At 52.2% G+C, this 22309-nt stretch carries 25 protein-coding genes; 11 read left to right on the forward strand and 14 right to left on the reverse strand.

Features of this window, described 5'->3' with window-relative positions; translation table 11 throughout:
- Positions 1-53: 53 nt before the first annotated feature.
- Complete coding sequence (locus PYRFU_RS07215) at positions 54-917, reverse strand: NAD(P)-dependent oxidoreductase (RefSeq protein WP_014027002.1); 864 nt, start codon at positions 915-917, stop codon at positions 54-56.
- Here PYRFU_RS07215 and PYRFU_RS10530 point away from each other — a divergent pair.
- From PYRFU_RS10530 to PYRFU_RS07250, 7 genes are all read left to right on the forward strand, one after another.
- A complete protein-coding gene (locus PYRFU_RS10530) occupies positions 886-1422 on the forward strand; it encodes a hypothetical protein (RefSeq protein ID WP_167827891.1) in 537 nt (178 codons plus the stop codon). The genes PYRFU_RS07215 and PYRFU_RS10530 overlap by 32 nt on opposite strands.
- A 5-nt stretch (positions 1423-1427) precedes the next feature.
- Positions 1428-2531, forward strand: a complete 1104-nt coding sequence (locus PYRFU_RS07225; RefSeq protein ID WP_244403925.1) for a 3-dehydroquinate synthase — start codon at positions 1428-1430, stop codon at positions 2529-2531.
- Between the two features lie 52 nt (positions 2532-2583).
- Positions 2584-3369: a 1-deoxy-D-xylulose-5-phosphate synthase N-terminal domain-containing protein gene (locus tag PYRFU_RS07230; RefSeq protein WP_048191858.1), complete on the forward strand. Its 786-nt coding sequence runs from the start codon at positions 2584-2586 to the stop codon at positions 3367-3369.
- Between the two features lie 25 nt (positions 3370-3394).
- The gene (locus PYRFU_RS07235) at positions 3395-4324 is read left to right on the forward strand and encodes a transketolase family protein (RefSeq protein WP_244403926.1); all 930 of its coding nucleotides are present in this window, start codon (positions 3395-3397) and stop codon (positions 4322-4324) included.
- The gene (locus tag PYRFU_RS07240) at positions 4321-5352 is read left to right on the forward strand and encodes a bifunctional chorismate mutase/prephenate dehydrogenase (protein ID WP_014027007.1); all 1032 of its coding nucleotides are present in this window, start codon (positions 4321-4323) and stop codon (positions 5350-5352) included. The genes PYRFU_RS07235 and PYRFU_RS07240 overlap by 4 nt, the downstream gene beginning before the upstream one ends.
- A gap of 127 nt (positions 5353-5479) precedes the next feature.
- Complete coding sequence (glmU, locus tag PYRFU_RS07245) at positions 5480-6865, forward strand: bifunctional sugar-1-phosphate nucleotidylyltransferase/acetyltransferase (protein ID WP_014027008.1); 1386 nt, start codon at positions 5480-5482, stop codon at positions 6863-6865.
- 86 nt (positions 6866-6951) lie between these two features.
- Positions 6952-7389, forward strand: a complete 438-nt coding sequence (locus tag PYRFU_RS07250) for a hypothetical protein (RefSeq protein WP_167827892.1) — start codon at positions 6952-6954, stop codon at positions 7387-7389.
- Here the strand turns inward: PYRFU_RS07250 and PYRFU_RS07255 are convergent.
- Positions 7386-7937 (reverse strand): YfcE family phosphodiesterase, encoded by a 552-nt coding sequence (locus tag PYRFU_RS07255; protein ID WP_167827893.1) that lies wholly within the window; start codon positions 7935-7937, stop codon positions 7386-7388. The genes PYRFU_RS07250 and PYRFU_RS07255 overlap by 4 nt on opposite strands.
- Positions 7938-8014: 77 nt before the next feature.
- A complete protein-coding gene (locus tag PYRFU_RS07260; RefSeq protein WP_014027011.1) occupies positions 8015-8560 on the reverse strand; it encodes a phenylalanine--tRNA ligase subunit alpha in 546 nt (181 codons plus the stop codon).
- 53 nt (positions 8561-8613) lie between these two features.
- Here PYRFU_RS07260 and PYRFU_RS07265 point away from each other — a divergent pair, with 53 nt between their 5' ends.
- Positions 8614-9375, forward strand: coding sequence for an ATP/GTP-binding protein (locus PYRFU_RS07265; RefSeq protein ID WP_280097288.1), 762 nt, complete (start codon positions 8614-8616; stop codon positions 9373-9375).
- On the opposite strand, the gene cca is transcribed toward PYRFU_RS07265, so the two are convergent.
- Positions 9367-10740, reverse strand: coding sequence for a CCA tRNA nucleotidyltransferase (gene cca, locus PYRFU_RS07270; protein WP_014027013.1), 1374 nt, complete (start codon positions 10738-10740; stop codon positions 9367-9369). The genes PYRFU_RS07265 and cca overlap by 9 nt on opposite strands.
- A gap of 82 nt (positions 10741-10822) precedes the next feature.
- Here cca and PYRFU_RS07275 point away from each other — a divergent pair, with 82 nt between their 5' ends.
- Entirely contained in the window at positions 10823-11377 is a 555-nt protein-coding gene (locus PYRFU_RS07275) for a class I SAM-dependent methyltransferase (protein WP_014027014.1), read from the forward strand.
- 6 nt (positions 11378-11383) lie between these two features.
- Here the strand turns inward: PYRFU_RS07275 and PYRFU_RS07280 are convergent, their stop codons facing one another.
- The 7 genes from PYRFU_RS07280 to PYRFU_RS07310 all read right to left on the reverse strand — a co-directional run bounded on the left by PYRFU_RS07280 (position 11384) and on the right by PYRFU_RS07310 (position 18677).
- Entirely contained in the window at positions 11384-12031 is a 648-nt protein-coding gene (locus tag PYRFU_RS07280) for a Snf7 family protein (RefSeq protein ID WP_014027015.1), read from the reverse strand.
- 46 nt (positions 12032-12077) lie between these two features.
- Entirely contained in the window at positions 12078-12356 is a 279-nt protein-coding gene (locus PYRFU_RS07285) for a hypothetical protein (RefSeq protein WP_014027016.1), read from the reverse strand.
- Positions 12357-12570: 214 nt separating this feature from the next.
- On the reverse strand, positions 12571-13314 hold the full coding sequence (locus PYRFU_RS07290) for a radical SAM protein (RefSeq protein ID WP_014027017.1): 744 nt from the start codon (positions 13312-13314) through the stop codon (positions 12571-12573).
- Between the two features lie 216 nt (positions 13315-13530).
- Positions 13531-15243, reverse strand: coding sequence for a molybdenum cofactor synthesis domain-containing protein (locus PYRFU_RS07295; protein ID WP_014027018.1), 1713 nt, complete (start codon positions 15241-15243; stop codon positions 13531-13533).
- Positions 15233-16525, reverse strand: a complete 1293-nt coding sequence (locus tag PYRFU_RS07300; protein ID WP_014027019.1) for a molybdopterin molybdotransferase MoeA — start codon at positions 16523-16525, stop codon at positions 15233-15235. Before PYRFU_RS07300 ends, PYRFU_RS07295 begins: the two co-directional genes overlap by 11 nt.
- Before the next feature lie 60 nt (positions 16526-16585).
- Complete coding sequence (locus PYRFU_RS07305) at positions 16586-18244, reverse strand: ArsB/NhaD family transporter (RefSeq protein WP_167827894.1); 1659 nt, start codon at positions 18242-18244, stop codon at positions 16586-16588.
- Positions 18225-18677, reverse strand: coding sequence for a DUF123 domain-containing protein (locus PYRFU_RS07310; RefSeq protein ID WP_014027021.1), 453 nt, complete (start codon positions 18675-18677; stop codon positions 18225-18227). The genes PYRFU_RS07305 and PYRFU_RS07310 overlap by 20 nt, the downstream gene beginning before the upstream one ends.
- Positions 18678-18905: 228 nt before the next feature.
- On the opposite strand from PYRFU_RS07310, the gene lrs14 reads away from it, so the two are divergent.
- Positions 18906-19328, forward strand: a complete 423-nt coding sequence (lrs14, locus tag PYRFU_RS07315) for an Lrs14 family HTH-type transcriptional regulator (RefSeq protein ID WP_167827895.1) — start codon at positions 18906-18908, stop codon at positions 19326-19328.
- Here lrs14 and PYRFU_RS07320 read toward each other — a convergent pair.
- The 3 genes from PYRFU_RS07320 to PYRFU_RS07330 are packed head-to-tail and all read right to left on the reverse strand — an operon-like array spanning position 19296 to position 21490.
- A complete protein-coding gene (locus tag PYRFU_RS07320) occupies positions 19296-20129 on the reverse strand; it encodes a radical SAM protein (protein ID WP_014027023.1) in 834 nt (277 codons plus the stop codon). The genes lrs14 and PYRFU_RS07320 overlap by 33 nt on opposite strands.
- Positions 20087-21046, reverse strand: a complete 960-nt coding sequence (locus PYRFU_RS07325; RefSeq protein WP_014027024.1) for a radical SAM protein — start codon at positions 21044-21046, stop codon at positions 20087-20089. The genes PYRFU_RS07320 and PYRFU_RS07325 overlap by 43 nt, the downstream gene beginning before the upstream one ends.
- A gap of 39 nt (positions 21047-21085) precedes the next feature.
- Positions 21086-21490: a ribbon-helix-helix domain-containing protein gene (locus PYRFU_RS07330; RefSeq protein ID WP_014027025.1), complete on the reverse strand. Its 405-nt coding sequence runs from the start codon at positions 21488-21490 to the stop codon at positions 21086-21088.
- A 203-nt stretch (positions 21491-21693) separates the two neighbouring features.
- Between PYRFU_RS07330 and PYRFU_RS07335 the strand changes: the two genes are divergently transcribed.
- A complete protein-coding gene (locus tag PYRFU_RS07335) occupies positions 21694-22293 on the forward strand; it encodes a ZPR1 zinc finger domain-containing protein (RefSeq protein WP_014027026.1) in 600 nt (199 codons plus the stop codon).
- Positions 22294-22309: the final 16 nt, after the last annotated feature.

A 22309-nucleotide genomic window follows, 5' to 3' on the forward strand; every position in this document is an offset into this window, starting at 1 on the left:
AACCCACAGCGTGCAACAATGCTAAGCCAGTTTTAGGAATGTTTAAAAAAACATTATCTTATTTCACGCGCGTTGCGAGCAACTCGTTCATACGTACACCTTATAACGCTTGTATAATCAACATTCTCATCGCATTCTAGTAGTGCATCTAGATACTCATTTAGTGCGCCTGCAGATGCAGGTACGGGAGCACCTCTCCTCCTAGCAGCCTCGATAAACAGTGCAAGGTCTTTGACGGCGCCAGCCAGGCGGAAGTGTGTTTTCGCTTTACCCCATGCTCTATCCCAGTACCTCTCAATGAGTATGCGCATCCACGTGGATTCCATTAACTTCTTCAATAGCTCCTTATCAACCTTCCACGCCGCGAGTAACTTGAAGCTATCCGCTATGCCCGCAACAAGCGTGAATAGTATATTATTGAAAGCTAGCTTAACTACCATTGCGCTGGGAGGCTCACCAGCTTCTATTATCGTAGCTGCCAACGCCTCAACAACCGGCCTCGCCTTGTTCCACGCCTCACTGTTCCAATAGGCTACTATAACGGGGAGCTTTCCGTCACGCGCTACACGAGGCCCCGCAGCAACCGGCGCTTCAACGTAACGCTCTCTTCCCACGATCTCGCCAGCTTTCATACTAGCTTGTGGCGATACCGTTGACGTGTTCACTACAATCGACTCGCCGTCCTTCACTAACTCTGCAAGCCACAGGAGGTAATCATCATCCCATCCAGCAACTACCAATACGGTGTCACGGTGTTTCATATCCTCTAGTGTGGCTGGCCGCGAGTTTATCCTCTTGGCAACTTCTCCTGCTACTCCACTGCGCCTAGCGTATGGGAGTACATTGAAACCCTGTGAGGAGAGCCTATCCACATAGGCTTGCCCCATGAGCCCGAGGCCTGCAACTACAACCTTCAAGCGTCTCACCGCCTGCCTGCTAGGAGAGGGGCGTGTAAGAGAATACTTGGAGTTTAGGTTGCGGGAGGCTGGCATCAGCGTAGTTGAGGAGTGCATATCCCCCGATTTGCTGGTCATCGCCGGAAGACTCGACGAAGAAGGAGCTACACGAGTTAGGAATATCGCGTGTAAGGGTGGAAGGCCTCATGTCGAGCTTATAGCTGTGTGCGGCACCGAAGCTATACTAACACTTGCGAACACGGGATTACTCTGCGGCGTTGTTGTCGCGGCTCCTCCCAACTACTGGCATCTTATCGAGCGCACCGGGGCCGCACCAGTGCCCCGTATACTGCACAGCGATTGCCGCGTGATTACATGTCACGATACACGCTACACACATGTCTTCATGCGTAAGTTGCTAGAGGAGGTAGAGTGTATCACCACCGGGTGGTGTCTATCCGGCTTTACACGCCCCTGCTTTAACTGTGGGGCAAAGTGCTTGGAGAGTAAAGGGCGTGCAGATTGACATCCGTGTTTGCTGTTAGGCTGGTATCGCCTCGCTATTCGCCCCCATACCCAGTGATTATAGGCAAGGATCTTGTCAAGGATCTCGGAGACATTCTAGCCGAGTATACCCGCCTCAATCCACTCAACTGTCTAGTTGCATACCCGCAGCCCCTGGAGTGGCTCGCCAATACGGTCGTACAGGGCTTGTCCAGTTTCTGCACGCACGTGTACAAATTTGCTCTACCAGACGGCGAGGACGCTAAACGTCTCGAAAAGGTCCTAGAGCTTGTGGAGTTTATGCATAGACTGGGCTTCTCGCGCAGGGACTTAGTCGTAGTCGCTGGGGGAGGCGCTGCAAGTGATTCTGCAGGTTTCGCGGCTGCCATCTATAAACGTGGCGTACCATACGTCAATATTCCTTCAACTCTTCTCTCAATGGTTGATGCTGCTATTGGAGGCAAGGTTGCAGTTAACCATGCCGGCCTTAAGAACCTCTTAGGCACTTTTTACCAGCCACGAGCGGTCATAGAAGATGTGTCGCTACTTGCCACTCTACCAAAACTCGAGGTTCTAAGTGGTCTTGGCGAGATAGTGAAGTACGCATATACGTTAAGCGCAGAGCTACACGACATGCTCGTCAAGCACGGTACTAAGGTTGTTGAGGAGCCCAACCTGCTAGCCGAGGCGGTTAGCTACTCTGTCAACTCTAAAGCTAGGATAGTAGAGCTTGACGAGAGGGAGGAATACGGCCTACGCGAGATTCTCAACTTTGGTCATACTTTCGGCCATGCGCTCGAGGAGGCAGCCAAAGGAGAGGTTAAGCACGGCATAGCTGTGGCGTGGGGCTGCGTTGTTGAGTCTTGGGCAGGTGTGCACCTGGGGTTTACTCCGAGGTGGGTAGCCGAGGAGCTAGAGTCGCTGGTTCGTAGACTCGGATTTCCCCAGCCAAAGCTACCAGAGTTTGATATCCTCACTACGCTAATGGCCAAGGATAAGAAGGTACATGGCGACGTTATTAGGGGTGTGTTCCCACTTGCTCCTGGAAGGGGCCTAGTCGTAGACGTGAGGTTAAAGGATTATGTCGAGGCGGTTAGACGCGCGGCTGCAAGAGTCTGGAGGGGAGAGTAATACTCTTAGCGGGGGTGAAGCCCACCCCCCTCCCACCACGAGGGCCGAGGAAATGAAGATAAGCGAGCTACGCGATATAGCGTTGAGGATCAGGAGACGCATACTACGGATGGCTGCGGTAGACAAGAGTGTGCATGCTGGCGCATCACTTAGCGTTACCGATATTCTTGTGGCTCTTTACTTCGGCATAGGTGTTAGACTGGAGGGTCCTAAACCAACGCATCGCGACTGGGTGATACTCAGCAAGGGTCATGCCGTGCCCGCGCTTTACGCTATTCTTACAGAGTTGGGTCTCCTCGAGGAAGCGGAGCTAGACAAGATACGCACTATTGATGGCTTGGAAGGGCACCCTGACTTCACTACGCCAGGCGTCGATGTCTCTACGGGTAGTCTGGGTCAAGGGCTTAGCATTGGAGCTGGCATAGCATACGCTATGCGCCTTGACGGCACAGAGGGCAAATACAATGTGTTCGTGATACTGGGCGACGGTGAACTCGACGAGGGTCAAGTGTGGGAGGCAGCCACAACCGCCGCTCATCTACGCCTACGTAGCCTCGTGGCTATCGTAGACGTGAATGGATTCCAGCTAGACGGTCCTACGGACAAGATAAAGTCCAAGGGTTCGATTGCAGCACGCTGGTCCAGCATAGGCTGGCATGTCGTAGAGGCCGATGGCCACAGTTTCAAGAGCCTCTTATCCGCACTTGAGGAGGCAATCGCCTATCCTGGCCCAGCTGTTGTTCTCGCATACACGCGTCGAGGTAGAGGCCTAGGTATACTCGAGAAGACAGGTGGTCAGCATGTCAACCCTGAGTACGCGAAACAATTCATCGAGTAACCTATCCGAGGTTCAACGCTTGACTATGAGGGATGCCGTTGGAAGAGCACTTGTCGAGCTAGGCGAGGAAGATCCAGACATGGTAGTAGTTACTGCCGACGTTGCGAGGTCTACACGCACGTCATGGTTTGGAGAGAAGTTTCCAGAGCGTTTTGTCAACGTAGGCATAGGAGAGCAAGATCTAGTAGATTTCGCGGCAGGGTTAGCGCTGGCAGGTAAACGCCCCTGGGCAGCCGCCTTTGCAATGTTCATGATGCGTGCCTGGGAGCAAATAAGGAACACCATAGACCGTATGAGGCTTAACGTCAAGCTACTAGCTACACATAGCGGGTTCAGTGACCACAGTGACGGGAGTAGTCATCAAAGCTTAGAGGATGTCGCACTGATGCGCGTACTTCATAACATGGTGGTTGTAGTCCCCGCCGACGCTCTAGAAGCGTACAAGGCTGTCAGAGCTCTACACTGGGATGTTAACGGACCAGCATATCTACGTGTTGGTCGCGACTACTCCCCGGTAATCACAGAACCCGAAACACCCTTCAGGATCGGAAACGCCAATATCCTGCGCGATGGCGACGATCTAGCCATTGTGGGGTGTGGCCCCATACTCTATCAGGCGCTACGCGCAGCAGACATACTAGAGAAGAAGATTGGCGTAAAACCCGCTGTTATAGACATGCACACGATCAAGCCCATTGACAGACACACTATAGTCAAGTATGCCCAAAAGACAGGGTTCATAGTGACCGTTGAGGAGCACTACACGCGTGGTGGGCTTGGTGGAGCTGTTGCCGAGGTGCTAGCCGAAGAGTACCCGACACGCATTTTGATGATAGGCGCTAGAGGTTACGGCCACAGCGCTAGAAGCATAGAAGACCTTTATCGTGCACACTGCCTCGTTGCAGAGTGCATAGCTAAGCGCATAGAGGAGGCGTTAAGAGGTGTAAAGAATTGAGTCAAGCAAGTGGAGCAATTCATAGCATTCGTTCAAGCATAACAGAAGTCGACCGTGCTATATTGTCGTTACTAGCAGCTAGAATGAGACTAGTGTCGCTAGTAGGTGAGGCCAAAGTCGCGCAAGGCATGCCGGTCTACGATCCAAGCCGTGAGGTGGAGGTACTATCGATAGTCAGGGAGGAGGCTGCAAAGAGAGGCCTACCGCCAGACCTCGCATCCGAAATATATTCAATCATAATGTCATACTCTAGATGCGCGCAGGTTACGTGCCCCGAAAGGCTCCGTATAGCATTCTACGGCTATGGTGATATGGCACGCACTCTAGCACGTCACGCTGCAAGAGGCGGCTGTTGGGTTGCAATCACGGGCCGTAACCCGAAGAAGGCCGAGGAAGCGGCACAGACAACAGGCGTTGAGTACATGAGCGTCGAGGAGGCACTGGACTGGGCTGATATACTCATATACGCTGTTCCATGGGATGTGGTGCCTGAACTCCTCCGCGAGCATGCTAAGATTATACGTGAGAGCATGTTAGTGGCAGATATAGCCTCGGTCAAGAAGCCTCTCGTGGAACGAGTATCAAAGTTGCTACCAGATGGTGTAGAGTACGTAAGTTTACATCCGCTTTTCGGGCCCGTTGAGTGCCCTGCTGGCGAGACCGTGGTTGTTGTACCTATCAGGCTTGACTCTTGGAGACACAGGCTAGAAGCATTGCTTGAGGGTCTAGGTTTCCGGTACGAATATGTTGATGCCGATACACATGATAGAGTCATGGCTGCCAATCAAGTACTACACCATGCTGTGCTCGAGGCGTTCCGCAGAGCATACCAAGAGCTTCTTCGCGAATTGAATGTAACTCCTGGCTTGGCGAAATTGCTCGTAACTAGGAGTCTCAGACAGACACTAAGCGTCGTAGAGAGAATCGAGAGTCTCGAGAAGGTGGTGCAAGAGATACGCAAGGGTAACCCCTACGCTGACAAAGCCCTAGAAGCTCTAAGGAGAGCACTACAAGACCTACACGGCTGAGATGGGCTTCGGCCTAGTATGCGCTCAGCATCGCCGGGCGTATAGCCCGGCTCCTGCTCCCGGATTCCACCACATCCGCCCGCCATGTAACACGCAATAACAACCGGCCGCTCTTAACCATGGCTGGGTGGGGGGAATCGCTCTAGTTGATGCGGCACTTGTTCTTGCTGGCGGGCGCGGAGAGAGAGCATGGCCTCTAACAGCGACCATATACAAGCCCTTGCTGCAGCTACCAGGTAACGAGAGCATCTTATCAAGGCTGGTTAGACAGGTATCGCGTCTTGCCAAACGTGTATATGTTCTCGTCCCTCCTGGAGCCACGGAGGAGTTCAAGAAGCATCTAGACTCCTATGGCTTCACTAACGTTGTTGTAGTGGAGCAACAGCCATACGAGAATGGAGGTTATGGTAGCGGAGCTGCTGTTAGGCAATTGCTTGAAGTCGTACCTGACATTGACTCGGTACTAATTGTGCATGGTGATACGGTGATACACGACTCTGTTATTGATGATCTTGTTAAGCTTGCCGAGAATAGAGAATGGGGGCTTGTCGGCTTTCGTACAAACCGCAACGGGAAACGTTACGGCGTTATTGTTGCCGACGGCTCTCGCGTCAAACGCATTGTAGAGAAGCCTGGTTGGAGCGGAGAAGTAGTGGCCAACGCAGCGATCTATCTACTTCCTGCTAGGCTTGTACGCGAGGCCGTTATGAACATAGGCATTAGCGAGCGAGGTGAAATAGAGTTCCCTGATGCAGTCAACCTCGTGGCTAAGCGGTTAGAGGATGAGGGCAAATGGCTACGACTACTACTTATTCGCGAAGAGCACAGGATCGATGTTGGCCCGTGGTGGGAGTATCTACTAGCATCTAGGATGGTGCTTGACTGGCTCGTCGAGAGCGGATGCAGAGCTGAAGGTAACATAGCATACAATGTCATAGTAAAGGGCGTTGTATGCGGAGAGGGTTTCGAGGTAGAAGGTCCCAGTGTTCTAGAGGGGCCTATCTGGCTAGGTAGAAACGCTAGAGTAGGACCTTTCACGCATCTTCGCAAATACACCATACTATACGATGACGTCCAAGTTGGTGCATTTGTTGAGATAAAGGGGAGCGTGCTAATGGAGCGCACGGTAGCGAGACACCATGCATACATCGGCGATTCGGTGGTAGGCCCGCGTAGCAACATAGCTGCTGGAACCGTGTTTGCAAACCTTCGCCACGACAACGCTACTGTAAGGTCATGCGCGGGCGGGCGCGTCAGAAACACTGGATTGAGAAAGCTTGGTGCCGTACTAGGTGAGGGTGTGAAAACAGGAGTCAACTCATCTATCATGCCAGGAGCGCGTATAGGACCATGTTCGTGGATTGAACCGGGTGCCGTCGTCAGAGGCGATGTGCCTTCATGCAGCTTCTATAGGAGAGACGGCGAGATAGTCGATATTAGAGAGGCTGTTGCAAACTGCTGCAGAGGCGTGCGTGGCGGCAGGGGTTATGGACTATGCACAAAACCCGAATAGCGGCACTAATCCTTGTAGTATTGTTCGGCGCCACACTTCTAGCTACACAATTATGGTCAACGTATAGCACTCAACCTGCCGACAACGTGAGCATCCCTGTGCCGGATAGACTGGCAGGATATCCTCTACTTAGACTAGTCAGTGGGGACGAGGCGCTCAGGATGGTAAAGGGGATACACTGGGAGCCCGGCGCTATACCAGCTTCGGGGGCGGCTGTTGCACTCTACGGAATCAACGATAAGGTGGCATACCGTCTGTGGATTGTAGAGGTTTCTAATGCTTGTCTTGCCGTAGAGAGTATGGCTAAGAAGATAGCAGAGTATAGCAATCAGCTCCCTTACACTCCACCTCAGCCACATAATTATGGCAGCGTTACGTTCTACATAACACTGGATAGGCGCAATGGGTCCTATCACATCTTCTGGTGTGAGGGTAGCTACGCACTATGGTTAGAGGCGTATGATACTAGTACGCTAATGAAGGCAGTGGAGCAACTCATAGAGTTCTACGGCTCGCACGGCTAAAGCGTTACCTCTCTCTCCTCAAGCACTACTACCTTCCCACCTCTATCTTCGTATATTTTCACGTGGATCTTGCGTCCATTAACAGTTATGTAGGCTAGGCTGGGCTTTAGCGAGCCGCCACCCCCTCCCCATACACCGGTGAGACTACCTGGATTTACATGCAGTACACCCTCATGGAGACGTAGAAGCGGTGCATGCGTATGCCCACTAATCAACATTTCAACGTCTTTCTCCTTAGCGATACGCGTTAACTTGACTATATCGCCACGCGGGTACACTTGATGACCATGTATAACGCCAATCTTTACATCATCAGCGGTGAATGTCGCACTTTCGGGTAGCGGAAGGAAGTCCATGTTACCGCTTACCACGTACAACTCGCCACCAAGGCTCTTAATCCACTCTAACACTTCCTCGCCACAAAGATCGCCAGCATGCACAACGACCTCATATTCCAGTTTCGATATGAGGTCTAGCATTGTTTCTGGCACGCGTCTAGCACGATATGGTATATGAGTGTCGGACATGACTAGTATGCGAGTAACCATCTCCCCCAGGCCCCTATTGATGGGGCTCGGCCAGCCGTGCATTCATCACTCTTCCCGGTCGGTGCCCAGGGCAGTCCTCACAGCCCCTCATCAAACCCGGCGACATCACCATTACTATAATCTTCAACCTCTACTTCATAGCCTTCATCTTCACCGTCTCCACTATCCTCCACTGTACTACCCTGAACCTCCTCCTGTACCAAAGACGCTGTTGCAACCAGCGTAGCTGGCAGTAACCCCATCCAGACTAGGAAAGGCACCAGCATTGCAAAGTCCGCGGGAAGTGCCGGATAAGCCTCCTCTTGCCTATCAACGCTACTGGGTGGTGCTCCTCTCACAGCCTCTATACCGGCTCGTATAGTGTTCGCAAGCTTCTCTAGCACTCTAGTCGCCTCCGGCACAAGTTCTAGACCCTTACCCGTCAGTCGGATACGCCTACGCTTTAGGAAAAGGATGCGCTTCTCCTCAACCTCGAGGAGGCCACGCATCGCCAATCGCTTAATAGCGTCTTCCACATCCTCTACGCGAGTATTGAACAGTTTTGCTATCTCACGGGGATCATCTACTCCTCGCGCAACCGCGACAAGTATAGCTGCTTCAAGGGGGGATAGGCTGTCGGGCAATTCGTTGATACACCCCCTGCACCGCCACGGTAGCTAGAATTGCTCGGGGAGGAATAACCATGTATTTACTCGTGATGGGGCTCGCGGGTTCAGGTAAAACCACGCTAACCGGCGCATTCGCTAAATGGATGCGCGAAAATGGACACAAAGTACGCGTCGTGAACCTTGATCCTGGTGCGGAGCACCTGCCCTATAACCCCGATTTCGATATTCGCAGCATAGTCACAGTTGAGAAGCTGATGAAGGAACATGGCCTTGGTCCTAATGGGGCAATGTTAAAGGCGAGCGAAGTAATAGTCGAAAATGCGAAGGAGATACTCAAACATGAAGCTTTCAAGCCGTTCGACGCTACAGTGATTATAGATACACCGGGCCAGCTAGAGATATTCATGTTGCGACACGAGGGCTACAAATTCACTAGCTTGCTGAAACGCAGAGCGCCAACTGTCGGCGTGTTCCTAGTCGACGGTTCAATGGTATACAACATAGCTGATCTTGTAACGTCGTGGATGCTAGGCCTACTTGTCCAAGTTAAGCTTGACATACCAACCATACCGGTGTTTAGCAAGTCCGATTTGATAAAGGATAGGAGCCTAGTCGAGAAGGTAGTCGAGGATCCTCTATCACTCACCGAGGATATCGAGAAGAGCCTTAGCGGCGTAACTGCAGAACTAGCTATAGAGATGGCTAGACTCCTGGCCGAGTATAGACAAAGCCTACGTCCCGTACTAGTATCAGCTATCACGGGCGAGGGATTCGAAGAACTCTTCAGCGTTGTACACGAGGCTTTCTGTAGCTGCGGCGACCTAAGCTAACCATGCCGGCCTCTTAACCGTGAAGCGGTACAACCACCTCCATGCCTCGGGGCATAGATTCCACCCGCCAAGAATCGCATCACCTAACGTCGCTATTGTGACCATCTTGGTCTCGCGGGGTTTGGCTCTAACCGCTATGTCCTCAACAACTACTCGTATCCACCGAAGGCTCCATAACACGCCTTTCTCGTCCACCCATGGACCGATATCCCCTCTTTCAAGGCTCTTCTGTACGAATCTTGACGCCCTCTCCTCTAGCCATACTTCTGGGCCCCGATGGGGGAGAGGTTGCGGCAACGGATGCTCCAACACCTCCACAGCAACTAGAACGTACCTGCCTTGCTCACAGTAGAAGGCATCACGGTCAATGACGTAGTAACCCCTTTCCTCCAAGAGCGACACAAGCCTCCTAGCTGCCGCTCTTGCAACCCCCCAGCCGACATCTGGACTCCTAACGTTGACGTCATAACGCACAACTAGAATTTTCCAAGCGCGGGGACCAGCCACACTAAGAATTTCATGAGGTTCGCTGGGGTATGATGGCGGCTCGAAGAACTTAATGCTAGGCTGTCGCAGGTACTCCCGAGCCGCTAGTACAAACCAAGCGAGGCTCTTGACAGAGACTGCTGCTGCGACATTCCGCCGCGGATCAACCGGGTCAATCACAATAAGTGGACTATCACGAAACTTCTCGAGCACGGCGTCAACAACACCACCATAATGACCCTCTATGTCAATCACTACTGGTGGTTTCCACCTGGCTGCCTTCTCGAGAACGTTACGAAAACAGCCAAACGCCACTATTAACAACTCTGCAAGGTAACCTGAAAAGCCCTGTACTGCAACCTCGGCGCCATAAACACCGATACCCTTCAGGAACTTTTTCAGAAGTCTAACTTCGTCACGCTTCTCATCATCAAGCCTCTCTAGTATATACTTCGTGTGGAACGGCGTACGATCTACTGCAGTCTCGGCTTCCAATCCACTTCTAACGCGAAGTGCCGGTACAACATCCACCCAGACATCCTCTACTAGCACACGTATGTAAGGGTGCGCCGCATACCGCTCCTCTACTGGAAGGTCACGGAACGCCTCACGGAATATCTCCTTGGCTTCATTAAGCTTAGCTCGCCACTCGCGATCAAACAACACAAACACGTCTATGTCGAGATCGCCGGAAAGCCACGTGCCTTTTGCAACACTACCCTGGAGGGTAACCTCGGCATTGATTCCCTTCGCTGCTAGCGTATCTTCAAGCCTCTCGCGTACAAAACTCCACACCCTATTCGCCTTCTCTAGCTCCCACGGCTTGGGCCGTATCTTGTTGAGAACCTCCTCCTCAACCCTGCTCCTGGGGCACTTCAAGCCTATACTGCCTCCCCGGGAGCCCAGAGCTTATCCAGCCTCGTTTTCAACCGAGGGCCCGAACAAGGGAGGGAAGTTCAAGTTGGACAAACCAGGTAGAGGCTTTGAAAAAGAGCCCATAGACGAGAAAGATCCCAGCATAGACACCGAGGCGCTACTTTACGTGCTTGAGGAGGTTCCTGGCAGGCTGGCACCGTACGTGCCAACACCACATTGGCTTCTTGACACAATATCCGAGATTCTCAAAGACATTATGAGAGACACTAGGCTGGATATAGTATACGAGCCTGGGTGTGGTGCTGGCGAGGCAGCCGCAAAAATTGAAGAAAGTGTACATCCACGCCACTACATATGCTTAGAGATAGACGCATCGCTAGCCAAGATAGCGCGTACAAAGTTGACTACAGGGGATGTGGTTGTAGCCGACTTGCGTAACCCTCCCCTGCGTCCACACCCCTTGCTCATCTACTCGTATTTGCTCCCTAGGCCTTTGGAGTACGTGATACAGAAGGCCGAGAAGGGCTCAGTGATCGTAAGCCTGGAGTACCGAGCGGAACATGCAGAAGTCAAAAAGGAGATTGTGTATCGTATCGAGACGCCACTCACAACACACCATGTGATAGTCTACATGGTTTAGACTGGTTTAGGCGTGCGCCTCCTGCCCAGAAGCTAGCGTGCCCGCACTTGGAACCTCTGGGAATTGCTCGCGTAGCTTCTGCTCGGCGAGCAGGGCAGCCTCCTGTAGTATCTTTCGTGCCTCGCCGCTTGCAGCGGCGGAGACACTGGTCATTGATATGAACTCTCCGCTCTCTACTACTATCGAGTTCAGAGTCTCTTCTAGATCCATTAGCTCGAGGCTGAGCATCGGCATCACACCTCTTACATAGGCCTTTAGCTCGTGGATTATCCCTGCAAGCGGCGCTATCGCCGCCATAGTGTCGCCCAGCGTCATTACAGTCTCTAGACGGAGGCTGACCTGCTCAAGTGCAAGCTTTACTATCATGAGCTGCTTTATCGCCTTCCTGATTTCCGCAACCTCAGTCGCGTATACAGCCGCCCTCTGCTTGTCACCCTGCTGCAGCGCCTCCACGACCCTTTCGAACAGCATCGCATCCCTCTCACGCAGCCTCGCTATGTGAGCCTCGAGCCTTGTTACCATAGCCTTTATCTTGTAGTTGACCACCATGAGCTTGTAACGTATCGGCTCACGGTTGACTACATCACGTATCCTCTGACGAAAGCTCTTCTTTGGCTCCGGGTTCCAGGCCTTCACAAACTTGTCTATGTTCACGCCGCGGCACCAGCCTAACTCTACCGACGACACTCACAAGCTTGTATCAGGGGTGGTAACACACACGTTTGTCTCCAACCTCGATGCACACCCTCTCAACGCGCTCAACGTCCCTAAGTCTAAGCCTAACCTCTCCTCCAGGCAAGAGCCCCAAGTCAAGCTTTACACGCTCAACAGCACGTCTAGGTTCAGAGCGCGGCTCGCGACGATCATAGGATAGAGGAGTTAAGAGGTATTCCATCTCAACAGTGTCTATGCGCACACTCTCGTTACTCTCGTTCCGTATGATTAACCTTCCATTCTCTACACGCACACTAAACCTCAAGAGCCTCAGCCCCCTCCGGATGGGGCCTTACTCATCGCTTAACGCTCGTACGCGGACCCACTCATCACCGGCTCGGGTTGTTAAACCCCCAGCCACCATTCATTACCCTGGCCTCGGCGGGTGGACCCCCAACAGGGGCCGCATGCCCCAACGGATGAGGGGGTCTGCTCTAGCCTATGGGCCCGGGTGTACAACTCGCCTAACCCACTGCTTGTCATATCATCCACTCGGGGAGCGGCTCACCTGGCTTGAAGAACCTCAGCGGCTTGATGCCAACACGCCTAAGACGCTCACGTACATGCGGGTATAGTATCACATATTCCGGGTCGAGGTTCTCAACAAGTGCTGGGTGTATCTCGCTAAGCATTCTGATAAACTTGCGTATATCCTCGTCACGATCAAAACTCATCATTAGAGCCGGGTAGACCTCGTCGCCAGGCTTTAACCCCTCTTCTATTAGCGTTCTCAACGCTTCTACCTGCACATACCAATAGCGCCTATCGACAAGCGTTATGCGCTCGAAGGTTTCTGGTTTAGCTCCTTTAATCGATACTCTCACCTCTATGCTACCCATAGACGCGAGATCGGCTATACTACGCGCAAGACGTCTATCAAGGCCTATCAGCACACCATTAGTCTCTAGTATGAAGTGTAGCTTGTAATCACTGACTATGATCTTAGCCGCTTTGAGCATATGCTCGAACCATGCTATTGTAGGCTCAGCCCCGCTAACACGCACCTGCCTTACTCGCCGCCTCATACAGAGCTCGTATAGCTTCTCAGCTACTTCCTCGGGTCTCGTCAGCTTGCCGGGTGTGTTAGGGTCCCTGCTGCGCGACCAGCAGAACACGCATCTGAAGTTACACCCGATGACGTCTGCTGTTGCTACACCACCGTACCAACGGTCAACGCGGAATCTGTAATAACGGCGTTTATCGCCATGTGTTGTAAGCTTCACGGCTAGACTGGTAAGGTTTCGGGCATCAAAGGGCAGGGTCTACACCTCCTGTGGGGTCGGCAACCGGTGCACCATTCATCCCCCTGTACGCCGGGTCTATAGACGGGGTTTCTCCTCAACCCCCGACCTCGGGTTAAGATGGTAGGGGATGATGTAGATTGCACGTCCCGGAGCCGGGCATGCCGGCGATGGTGAGCCTCCACCGGTGCTGACCCTCTATCGCATCGCTTGCGGTTCAAGATACACCCTGATAAGCTCCTCCTTAACAACATCAATAACGCGCAGGTGGAACTCCTCCGCATGCTTAAGCAGTGTCACGCCTGCATCCGCATAACCCTTCGCTACGAGCAGAGCTGCCATACGCGATGATCTAGCTGGGATAGCGTGCTTGAAACTCTCTATGTGCTCGACGAGTATCTGACGTAGGCTTGTGGATGGCGGCGGCATTGCTATCACATTTGGCTTTGGGGAGCCCACTATTGCAACATCCCTGGTTACTCTCTCTACCCTACCTGCTCGTGGCTCGGAGAACGCCGGGTGTAGCGGAGACATTGTCAATACCGCCTTAGTTGCATGCTTCTCGAGTATTTTCGCGGCGAGTGCTGTACCGCCGCCTAGCCATTTACACCCTAGTCTATGTTCATCACCCGTCTCCTCACCCGCACAGTACATGGTTGCGCGCCACGTACCAGTATGCAGATGGACCTCTACCTCCGCATCCTCTGGCATTACCTCGTGAACATCTTCGGGTACTATTATGTAGCCGTCGCTACGAGAGTAAGTTACTATCATGTAGCTCTCGAACTCGATTGGTATAGCGTAGGGCACTCCACTAGACTCTAGCAGCACTACAGGCTGGTACAGTCTTCTACCACGTGCACCAGGTGCAGAAACAAGCAACTTTGCTCGAAGCACGCCTTCCGGGCTGGGAGGCTCGCCGCCAGCAAGATGCCATAATAATGGCCTTACTAGCACGCGGAACACGTTTAGAGCGGATACCGGGTTGCCCGGCAACCCTATCACAAGCTTGTCGCGCACAATCGCTACGGCTGTAGGCTTGCCAGGCTTCAATTTAAGGCCGTGTGCTACCAGCTCACCCTCGGCTTCCAGCACTCTATACACTACGTCATAGGGACCTGCCGACGTCCCTCCAGTGAACAACATCACGTCGTGGTCCCGTAGGCAATTATGGAGGGCTCGTGCCACTTGCTCCTCATCATCCGGCAATATCCCAAGGACTTTCGACGGAAACCCGTCCTTTTCAAGGAAGCCTCGGATGACATATGTGTTTACCTCGTAGACGTGGCCCGGAGGGAGCTGTTCACCAGGCTTTACTAGCTCTACCCCGGTAGCAGCTATACACACGCGCGGCTTGTCATAGACACGTATCGAGTCTACACCCGTGGCCGCGAGCGCACCTACGAGCTGCGGGTAGAGGAGCTGTCCACGTCTAACAACCACTTCGCCTTCAACAATATCCGAGCCGGGCCACGCGACATTTTCGCCAAAGCCGACACTCTTGTAGATCTCTACTACACCGGCTACCTCACGCGTATACTCTACCGGGACAACAGCATCAGCACCAGAGGGGATCGGCGCGCCAGTATCAACCTCTACCGCTTCACAACCCTCTATGCGCTTACTGGGGACTTCACCTACCCTAACCCTCTCTACAACGGGAAGCCTTACGGGAGCCGCCTCGTGCGCCCCAGCAACACAAGTATGTCTCACAGCATACCCGTCAGCGGTTGCACGAGGCTCTGGCGGGTAGCTCACCCGCGCCGCAACATCCTCTGCAGCGATGTGCCAAACAGCCTCGTATAGATCGACGATAATCTCGCGGATTCCGCGTGGAAGCCTAGCCTTTACCTCTTCTAAAACCTCCTCGGGGGCCCTTAATCGAGGAAATAGCTTCCGCCTATCCCTCATTACTCCCGCCTTCGCCCATGCACGGTGGTATAATCGGGTGTAGTAAGAACACTTCTGCCAGGCTACCCTCGTCGTACCCTGTTACATCCTCGCTCATGAGCAGCACGGCGTTACCCTCAACGAGTGTTGACAGAACGCCGCTACCGGTGGTACGGAGAGGTTTAACCATCAGGCCATCACTACCTAGGCATAGGTGCACACGTACAACGTCCATTACACCGGCTGGCGAAGTAACCCTCCTCTCTATCCTACCAATCAACCGAGGGTCTGGAGGCCACCTAATGCCGTACACCCCGTACACTATGCGCTCTATCACTGTGTAAACTTGAGCCCACGCTGCCACCGGGAAGCCACTCAGCGAGGCAACAAGCTTGCCGCCCACGATACCGAGGCCTAGTGGCCTACCCGGTCTTAGGAGGAAGCCGTGGACGAGCCACCCTCCTTCGCCCTTAACGTATGATGATAGTACCTCAATAGTGTAGTCACGATCGCCTACACTAGACCCGCCGATAGCCATGACGATCTCTGCGCTCTCTAAGCCCTTCTCAAGCATCTCGCGTATAGCGTTAGGGTCGTCACCCACGTGCCCCAAGTCAATCACGTGGAAGCCTCTAGAGCGCAGATAAGCCACAATCATCGGGCGCGTTGAGTTGAACACTTTGCCGGGTCTAGGTTCTGAACCAGGCTCGATAATCTCATCGCCCACACTGAAAACCGCTACACGCGGGAGTGCGAAAACTTCTATCTCGTTATACCCTTGCGCAGCTAATACACCAACATGACCCCATGTTATACGCTCGCCTTTACTAACGATAACATCACCCTTCTTGTAGTCCTCTCCACGCCTCATTATACCATAGCCTGGTGCAAAAGGCTTGTAGACGAAGAGCGCGCTACCCTCAACCCTGGCAGCTTCTACCGGGATTACCACATCAGCACCAGTGGGTAGAGGCGAGCCCGTTGCAACCTTGTACGCTTCACCTGGCTTGATCTGAGGCGGGTTAGCCGCATCTATCCTCACCTCACCGGCAATACGGAGTATAGCAGGGTTGGACTGCGAAGCACCCGCAACATCTATGCTCCTCACCGCAAAACCATCCAGGACGCTCTTGTCGACGGGTGGTAAGTCTAGGCGTGCACGGTACTCTCTGGCAGCATAGCCTCCAACAGCCTCTATGAGGGGTACACTCCTAGCTTCGAGCTTCCATACAGAACGCAACTCGTTGACGGCACGCTCCACCACGGACCTTATGGGGTTAAGACGTTCAAACCGACGCTTCAAGTAAGAAACCGCCCGGGGAGATAGCCAGGCTGGGCTAGGTTTAGAAGCCTCAAGTTTCTTTTACACTATCACCTCTATCACATGCAGTGCAAGCCATATGTATGCTACTACAAGGGTTGCCGCTACCACTATTGCTCCAATCTTTATCCACTCTTGGAACGATATGCGGAAGCCCCTCTTCTCCGCTATACCAATAGCCACAATGTTAGCAGTGCTACCAATGATGGTCAAGTTGCCACCCATGGTGCCGCCGAATAACAGGCTCCAAGGCAGCATTTCACCACCCGGCAACTCTATACTCATTAGCGTTTTCGCTACTGGCGAGAGCGCAACTATAATCGGCATGTTGTCGACGAAGCCGCTCGCGACGGCCGTGACTACTAGAACTAGTAGGTTAGCATTAAGGCCTGTCCAGACGTTCATCTCGCCCCCCACTGCCGCGAGTATCAGGTAGGCTAGGACGTCTGTGACGCCGGTATAACTGAGGGTGGCTGCCTCAGCAAATAGGAACATGAAGAATAGCAGCGCCCACCATTCGACGCGCTCCTCTACTAGCTTTCTCGCAGAGAACCCGGTTCTAGCTATCACAATTGCCGCGGATATCACGGGTACAATCACTAGCATATCGTGCGGCGTTACGTACATCATATGCTTCGCATTTTCGCCGTACAAGGCTGTAAGGATTATCTGCACTAACACCGCTAGTTCTGTGTGAAGCGCTATACCTAGTATCGTCAGGACGAACAGCACAGCCGATAGGTAGAAGTCGGTTTTGTTCTTTACCTCGGCCCACGGGTCAAGCTCTATACGCTTGCCCAACGCTCTCTTCATCTTTCCTATTTCGCCCCGTCTCTCGAGATAGCGCAATGATATCGGGTACGCCACTAGGAGAGCTGTAAAGGCAGCTGGCGATGCGTAGCGCAGGAAGTCTGTGAAGCCTTTCTCGAAGAACAGGCCTATGTAGATGCCTATGGGGTTGCCTATCATAGTCGCGGCACTGCCAAGGTTTGTCGCAAATACCGCTACTATGAGCCATGGTATAGGATTAAGGCCCAGCAGTTCAGCCGTCTCCAACACCAGTAAGGTAACATACACTATGCTGGATACCTCGTCTACAAGCGCGGCTAACACGAACGACAGTAGCATGAGTATGAAGAGGAATCTGGTAGGACTGCCTCCTGCTAACGCTACAACCTTAACTGTTATGAAGCGCAGGAAGCCGCTCTCTTTCAAGTAGCCAACGACAATCATCATAGATATGAGGAATAGTATCAAGCCTAGCTCCATACTCTCAAGTGCCATGCGGAATGGCAATACGCCAGTTAGTATCAGCGCAACGAAGCCTAGGAAGACTGCTGCTACCCTACGCTCCCAGAAGGTTATAGCTGCGAGTATTGACACGTAGAATATCACTGCCGCTATTGTCTGCTTTTGCTTCACAACAGGATCGTTTAGAGAGACGAACTTACACAACTCACTAACGTCGATACTCCCCTTCTCAAGCGCCTCGTGTAGCACCTTACCCTCTAGCACGATTTCGATTATGTTCTCCTTACACACCTTCTTGCTGAACACCTTGTGAATAATTAGGAACTCTTCCGTCTCAGGCACATGGAGTGAGGGTAACAGTGCAGCTATGATAGCCGATCCTATAATCGCTAGCAACACAAACGTCACTATCTTCCTCCTACTAACGCCCTCATTCACATGACTCTCCATCAACATCGCCACCTGCTATGCAGGCCGCACCACAAGAGCGGGTTAAACAACTAACTAGTAAGTAGCACATGACATGCCCCGAACAACTAGAGGCTGCAAGACGGAAAAGATGAGACGCGCTCTCCTTGTCATCGCTAGAGCCGAAACCAGGGATAGGGTCAAACACCGTTGAGAGTACACGCGCTATTCTCTTCTCCGCGTTACAACCAACACTATACACTACACATACAGGCCTTGCATACCCGCTTGCAAGCAACCTATCTATGTGCCAGTGCAGCCTCCGCCGCCTATCCATTAAATGCCTCTTTAGACGCGCTCTTAGCCCTCCGGGCCCCCAGCCACTCCCCACATAGACATAGAAGCCCGGCTCGAGAACAACTATGCGTTTACCCCGCTTGTCTATACGTATAGCTAGATGCACGCTTAGTTTCAAAAGTAGTAAATATGTGCCGCCAACCGAGGGTATAGAATTAACATGGTGAAAAGGCGGTCGGCAGAGCAACTCCTCGTCACACCTCAGCTGAAAACCGGGCTCCGCATCCCGCCGCGCAAGAGAGGACCATGCACCCTTTTTTATTCCCGGTTACAACAGCTTCCCTACTTTTTCGGGAAACGTAAAAATGTATCTTTTTGTTACACTACCACGCACTAATTGGGGCCGGTGGAGTTGGCTGCAATAGAGATAGCTGCTCAACGAGTTAAATTACCCAGCGGCCGGGAGATAACGCCATTAGAGGCGTTGAAATTCTGCTACAACTTGTCAGAGACCGACATAGAGATACTGATCGTGATGCTGCAAGGTGGTAAGTATGACGTCGAGACTCTTGCAAACAAACTAGGGCTTAGCAAGGCTACCATTAACCGTTCATTAAACAAGCTAGCGGCGATAGGGTTCGTTGAGCGTGAAAGAGAGACGAGGAAGACTGCGGGTAGGCCACGCTACTTCTACTATATACGCGACCCTGCAAATCTGCTATCAAAGATACAGAACGACCTAGACTTCTGTGCAAAAGCGTTCGAAGAGGGTATAAAGAACATGCTACTATCATCTCTACGCAAGGCTGTAGCCAAGACTAACGAGTAGACTACGAGGAACCGAGCAGCAAAACGGATACACCCTTTGAATCAGCTTTTTCAGTCTTAATGTCGGCACGGCTATCCGGTCAAATACCGACATAACAATCTCTTCATAGTTTTTGAGGAACAGAGGACGCATGCAACCGAGTGAAACCTCGTTAACATATCCTCTTACCGTTCTAACTGCCAGCAACAATCGGTTGACCACATCCCGAGGCCTATGCTTTGTCTCAAGGTGATATAGCATCACTAGGATGTCCGGCTTTACTAGACGAGCCAACATACTCAGCATTTCACTCTCTTCACTTACGCTTACACCAGGCAAGCCTAACAGAACATGAGGTGCTACATGGAAGCCCATGTCTTTCAACATAGCAGCATTGTATATGTAATCTATGGGCTTACGGTGCCATACATGCATCATGCTAAGATGCGTGTTGGTCAAGGGCACCTCATAGTCGATTACGTCTACTATGTCAAGCAACATCTTTGCTTGCTTTTCACTAATGAATCCTGTATGCATCGAGATTACAACTCTTGTTTTCATTTTGAAGCGCTTTAACACTCCGATAAATGGCTCAAATGGCAGCCTTGCCTCACGGGTAAATCCTCCACTGATTAATATCCCGGTTACACCCTTGGAGACAATCTTGTCCAGGAGTCTCTCTAGCATTGCAGGTGTGGGAGCGGGTATCATACCACGGAGCCATCTTCCACGACAGTAATCGCATTGAAGGCTGCAACTATGCCCGGTTATGCTAATCGCTAGATACTTGTCACCAGGTTCGAATAGTTTGACTCTCCACATGCTCTTAGCGCCTCTAGAGCCTCATACACCTCTCGCTTGTCTGGCTCCCAGGGTATATTGTAGAGTGTGCCTCTTGGGCGCTCGTTGTAGTATGGGCGGTTACAAGCGGGGCACCCGCTGGTCACTATTGCACGCTCAACAATCTCTAACGGCGGGGTTCTCTTCAACACCCAACCTTGTGGATTGAAAGGTGATGGTGTTATGTAGGAGTCAGGGTTTACACCCTCATCGAGCAATTGACGGTATAGTTGGGCGCCCCGATAGTAACATAGGCTTGGTGGCTTACCCCCCAGCTTAGCGCTAGGAGTGTATGCGAACAGAGCTATTCTGCCGCCAAGCCTCTTGACGTGTCTCATTGTAGCCGCTAGCTCACTGGCCTTCTCTCCAACACCGACTATGAGATGCACGTATACTCGCCTATCTCCAAACACTTCCACCGCATCTCGCAAAGTACGCATGTACAGGCTATAGGGATATGGTTTGCCTAGCTTCATAGCAAGCCTTGGCGTCGCTGCATCTAGCCCGATTCCCAGTGTCTCTACGCCTTCGTCTCTAAGCTCCTCTAGGAGCGGTTTACCCGCAACTGCTATCGAGACTGAAATACGGGGATTAACTCTTGCTATAATACGCACTAGCTGTACTAGTTTCCGTCCCATATTAGGTCCGATGACCGTCTGTATACATACGCGTTCAAATTCACTAAGAGCAGAGACGATCTCGCGCAAATCAACCTTGTACCATGTTACTCTAGACAGCTTTACCCTCTCACCTGCAACGGGGGCACCACTCAACTCGCAATAAGCGCATGTAGCTACACACTTTCCGTCCATAAGTAGGTAGGCTACGCGTCTCATCCAGCGAGGGAGCTTCTCGCCACGCAGTACGAATAGAGTCGCCAACGAGACGTAGACATGCACGGAAGCACCAGCCGGTAACCTTCAAAAAGGCGAATGGCGTTAAAACATATCGTTCTCGATGCCCTCTTCTGTAACATACTCTGCTATCTTCTCTGCCAGGACATCCTCTAATCTGCGAGCGTTTGGAGTCGTGTTACACTCGCAGAGGCAAAGATTACCGTCTTTGACTGCACGCGCCACTACCATGTAGTACACTATAGCCTCTCGTATGAACTGGGAGCGTGAGGTGTACCCCAATTCTTGCCACACGCGGTCGAGTTCCTCAACAAGACTAGACTCCATCTTAACCGACACTACCTTCTTTCTACCACCTGCTGGCAATTCAAAGACGGTCGGCATGGAGCGAGGATGCATTATCATTCCAGCGTCACTGCTTGTGACATCATGTGTGAAGCTCTCAGCGTCTCTTTTACGGAAAGCCTCTCCAGCATTGTATGCAGCCAAGGCTCTAACACCGCGCCTACCGGTAACACCTACATACCTTGCTACACGCGCTTGAAGGCTACACCCTTGGCTCTACTTGCCAATCATAATACCAACGCAAGATAGTGTTGCATCAGCTCATTAAAAGCCGTGTGTGGTAGTACCGGCTTACCATTAAATCGGCTTGTAGCTTCGAATAGTAACCCGCCGGAGCGTGTAGCTTTATGGAGCAAAGGCTCCCTGAACCGGTAAAACTACACGAGGAGAAGACGAAATGTCCCGCATGCAACAAGGAGACACTTGAAGTACAAGTGTATCTGTACCAAGTACCGATAATCGGACCCGTAACGATGGCTGTAGGCAGATGCTCCAACTGTGGCTTCACGTTCCGCGACGTGAGAGTAGCCGAGCAGAAGTCTCCACAAATACTAAGACTCAAAGTGACAAAACCGGAGCATCTCAATGTGCTAGTTGTGAGAGCACCTTCAGCAACTGTCAAGATACGTGGCTTATCCGAAGAGGGCGATCTCGAGATGAAGCCCGGCCCTGTTGCCGACGGATTCATCACCACGGTAGAGGGCGTACTCCACCGTTTCAAGGAAATTGTTGACTTTCTATGCGAGGATCCCGAAGTGAATCGCGAAAAGTGCCTCCAAGTCAAAAGAGCGTTAGAAGATGCTATTGACGGCAAGAGGAGGTTCGAGCTTATAATTGAGGATCCAGAGGGCGTCAGCGCAATAGCGTCACACGAGACTATAGTAGAGCCCATGAACATAAAAAACAATACACAGACCGAGAAAGAGATGCGTGAAGATGAGAACTAGTTTTGTTCGGCTTGAT

The sequence above is a fragment of the Pyrolobus fumarii 1A genome (assembly GCF_000223395.1).
GTDB classification, from domain to species: domain Archaea; phylum Thermoproteota; class Thermoprotei_A; order Sulfolobales; family Pyrodictiaceae; genus Pyrolobus; species Pyrolobus fumarii.

Bases quoted from the DNA above. Each gene is read 5' to 3' on its own strand.
- PYRFU_RS07305 (WP_167827894.1), bottom strand. From the start codon at position 18,244: ATGGAGAGTCATGTGAATGAGGGCGTTAGTAGGAGGAAGATAGTGACG.
- PYRFU_RS07320 (WP_014027023.1), bottom strand. From the start codon at position 20,129: ATGTGGAGAGTCAAACTATTCGAACCTGGTGACAAGTATCTAGCGATT.
- PYRFU_RS10530 (WP_167827891.1), top strand. From the start codon at position 886: ATGAGCCCGAGGCCTGCAACTACAACCTTCAAGCGTCTCACCGCCTGC.
- PYRFU_RS07255 (WP_167827893.1), bottom strand. From the start codon at position 7,937: ATGGTTACTCGCATACTAGTCATGTCCGACACTCATATACCATATCGT.
- PYRFU_RS07230 (WP_048191858.1), top strand. From the start codon at position 2,584: ATGAAGATAAGCGAGCTACGCGATATAGCGTTGAGGATCAGGAGACGC.
- PYRFU_RS07235 (WP_244403926.1), top strand. From the start codon at position 3,395: ATGAGGGATGCCGTTGGAAGAGCACTTGTCGAGCTAGGCGAGGAAGAT.
- PYRFU_RS07335 (WP_014027026.1), top strand. From the start codon at position 21,694: ATGGAGCAAAGGCTCCCTGAACCGGTAAAACTACACGAGGAGAAGACG.
- PYRFU_RS07295 (WP_014027018.1), bottom strand. From the start codon at position 15,243: ATGAGGGATAGGCGGAAGCTATTTCCTCGATTAAGGGCCCCCGAGGAG.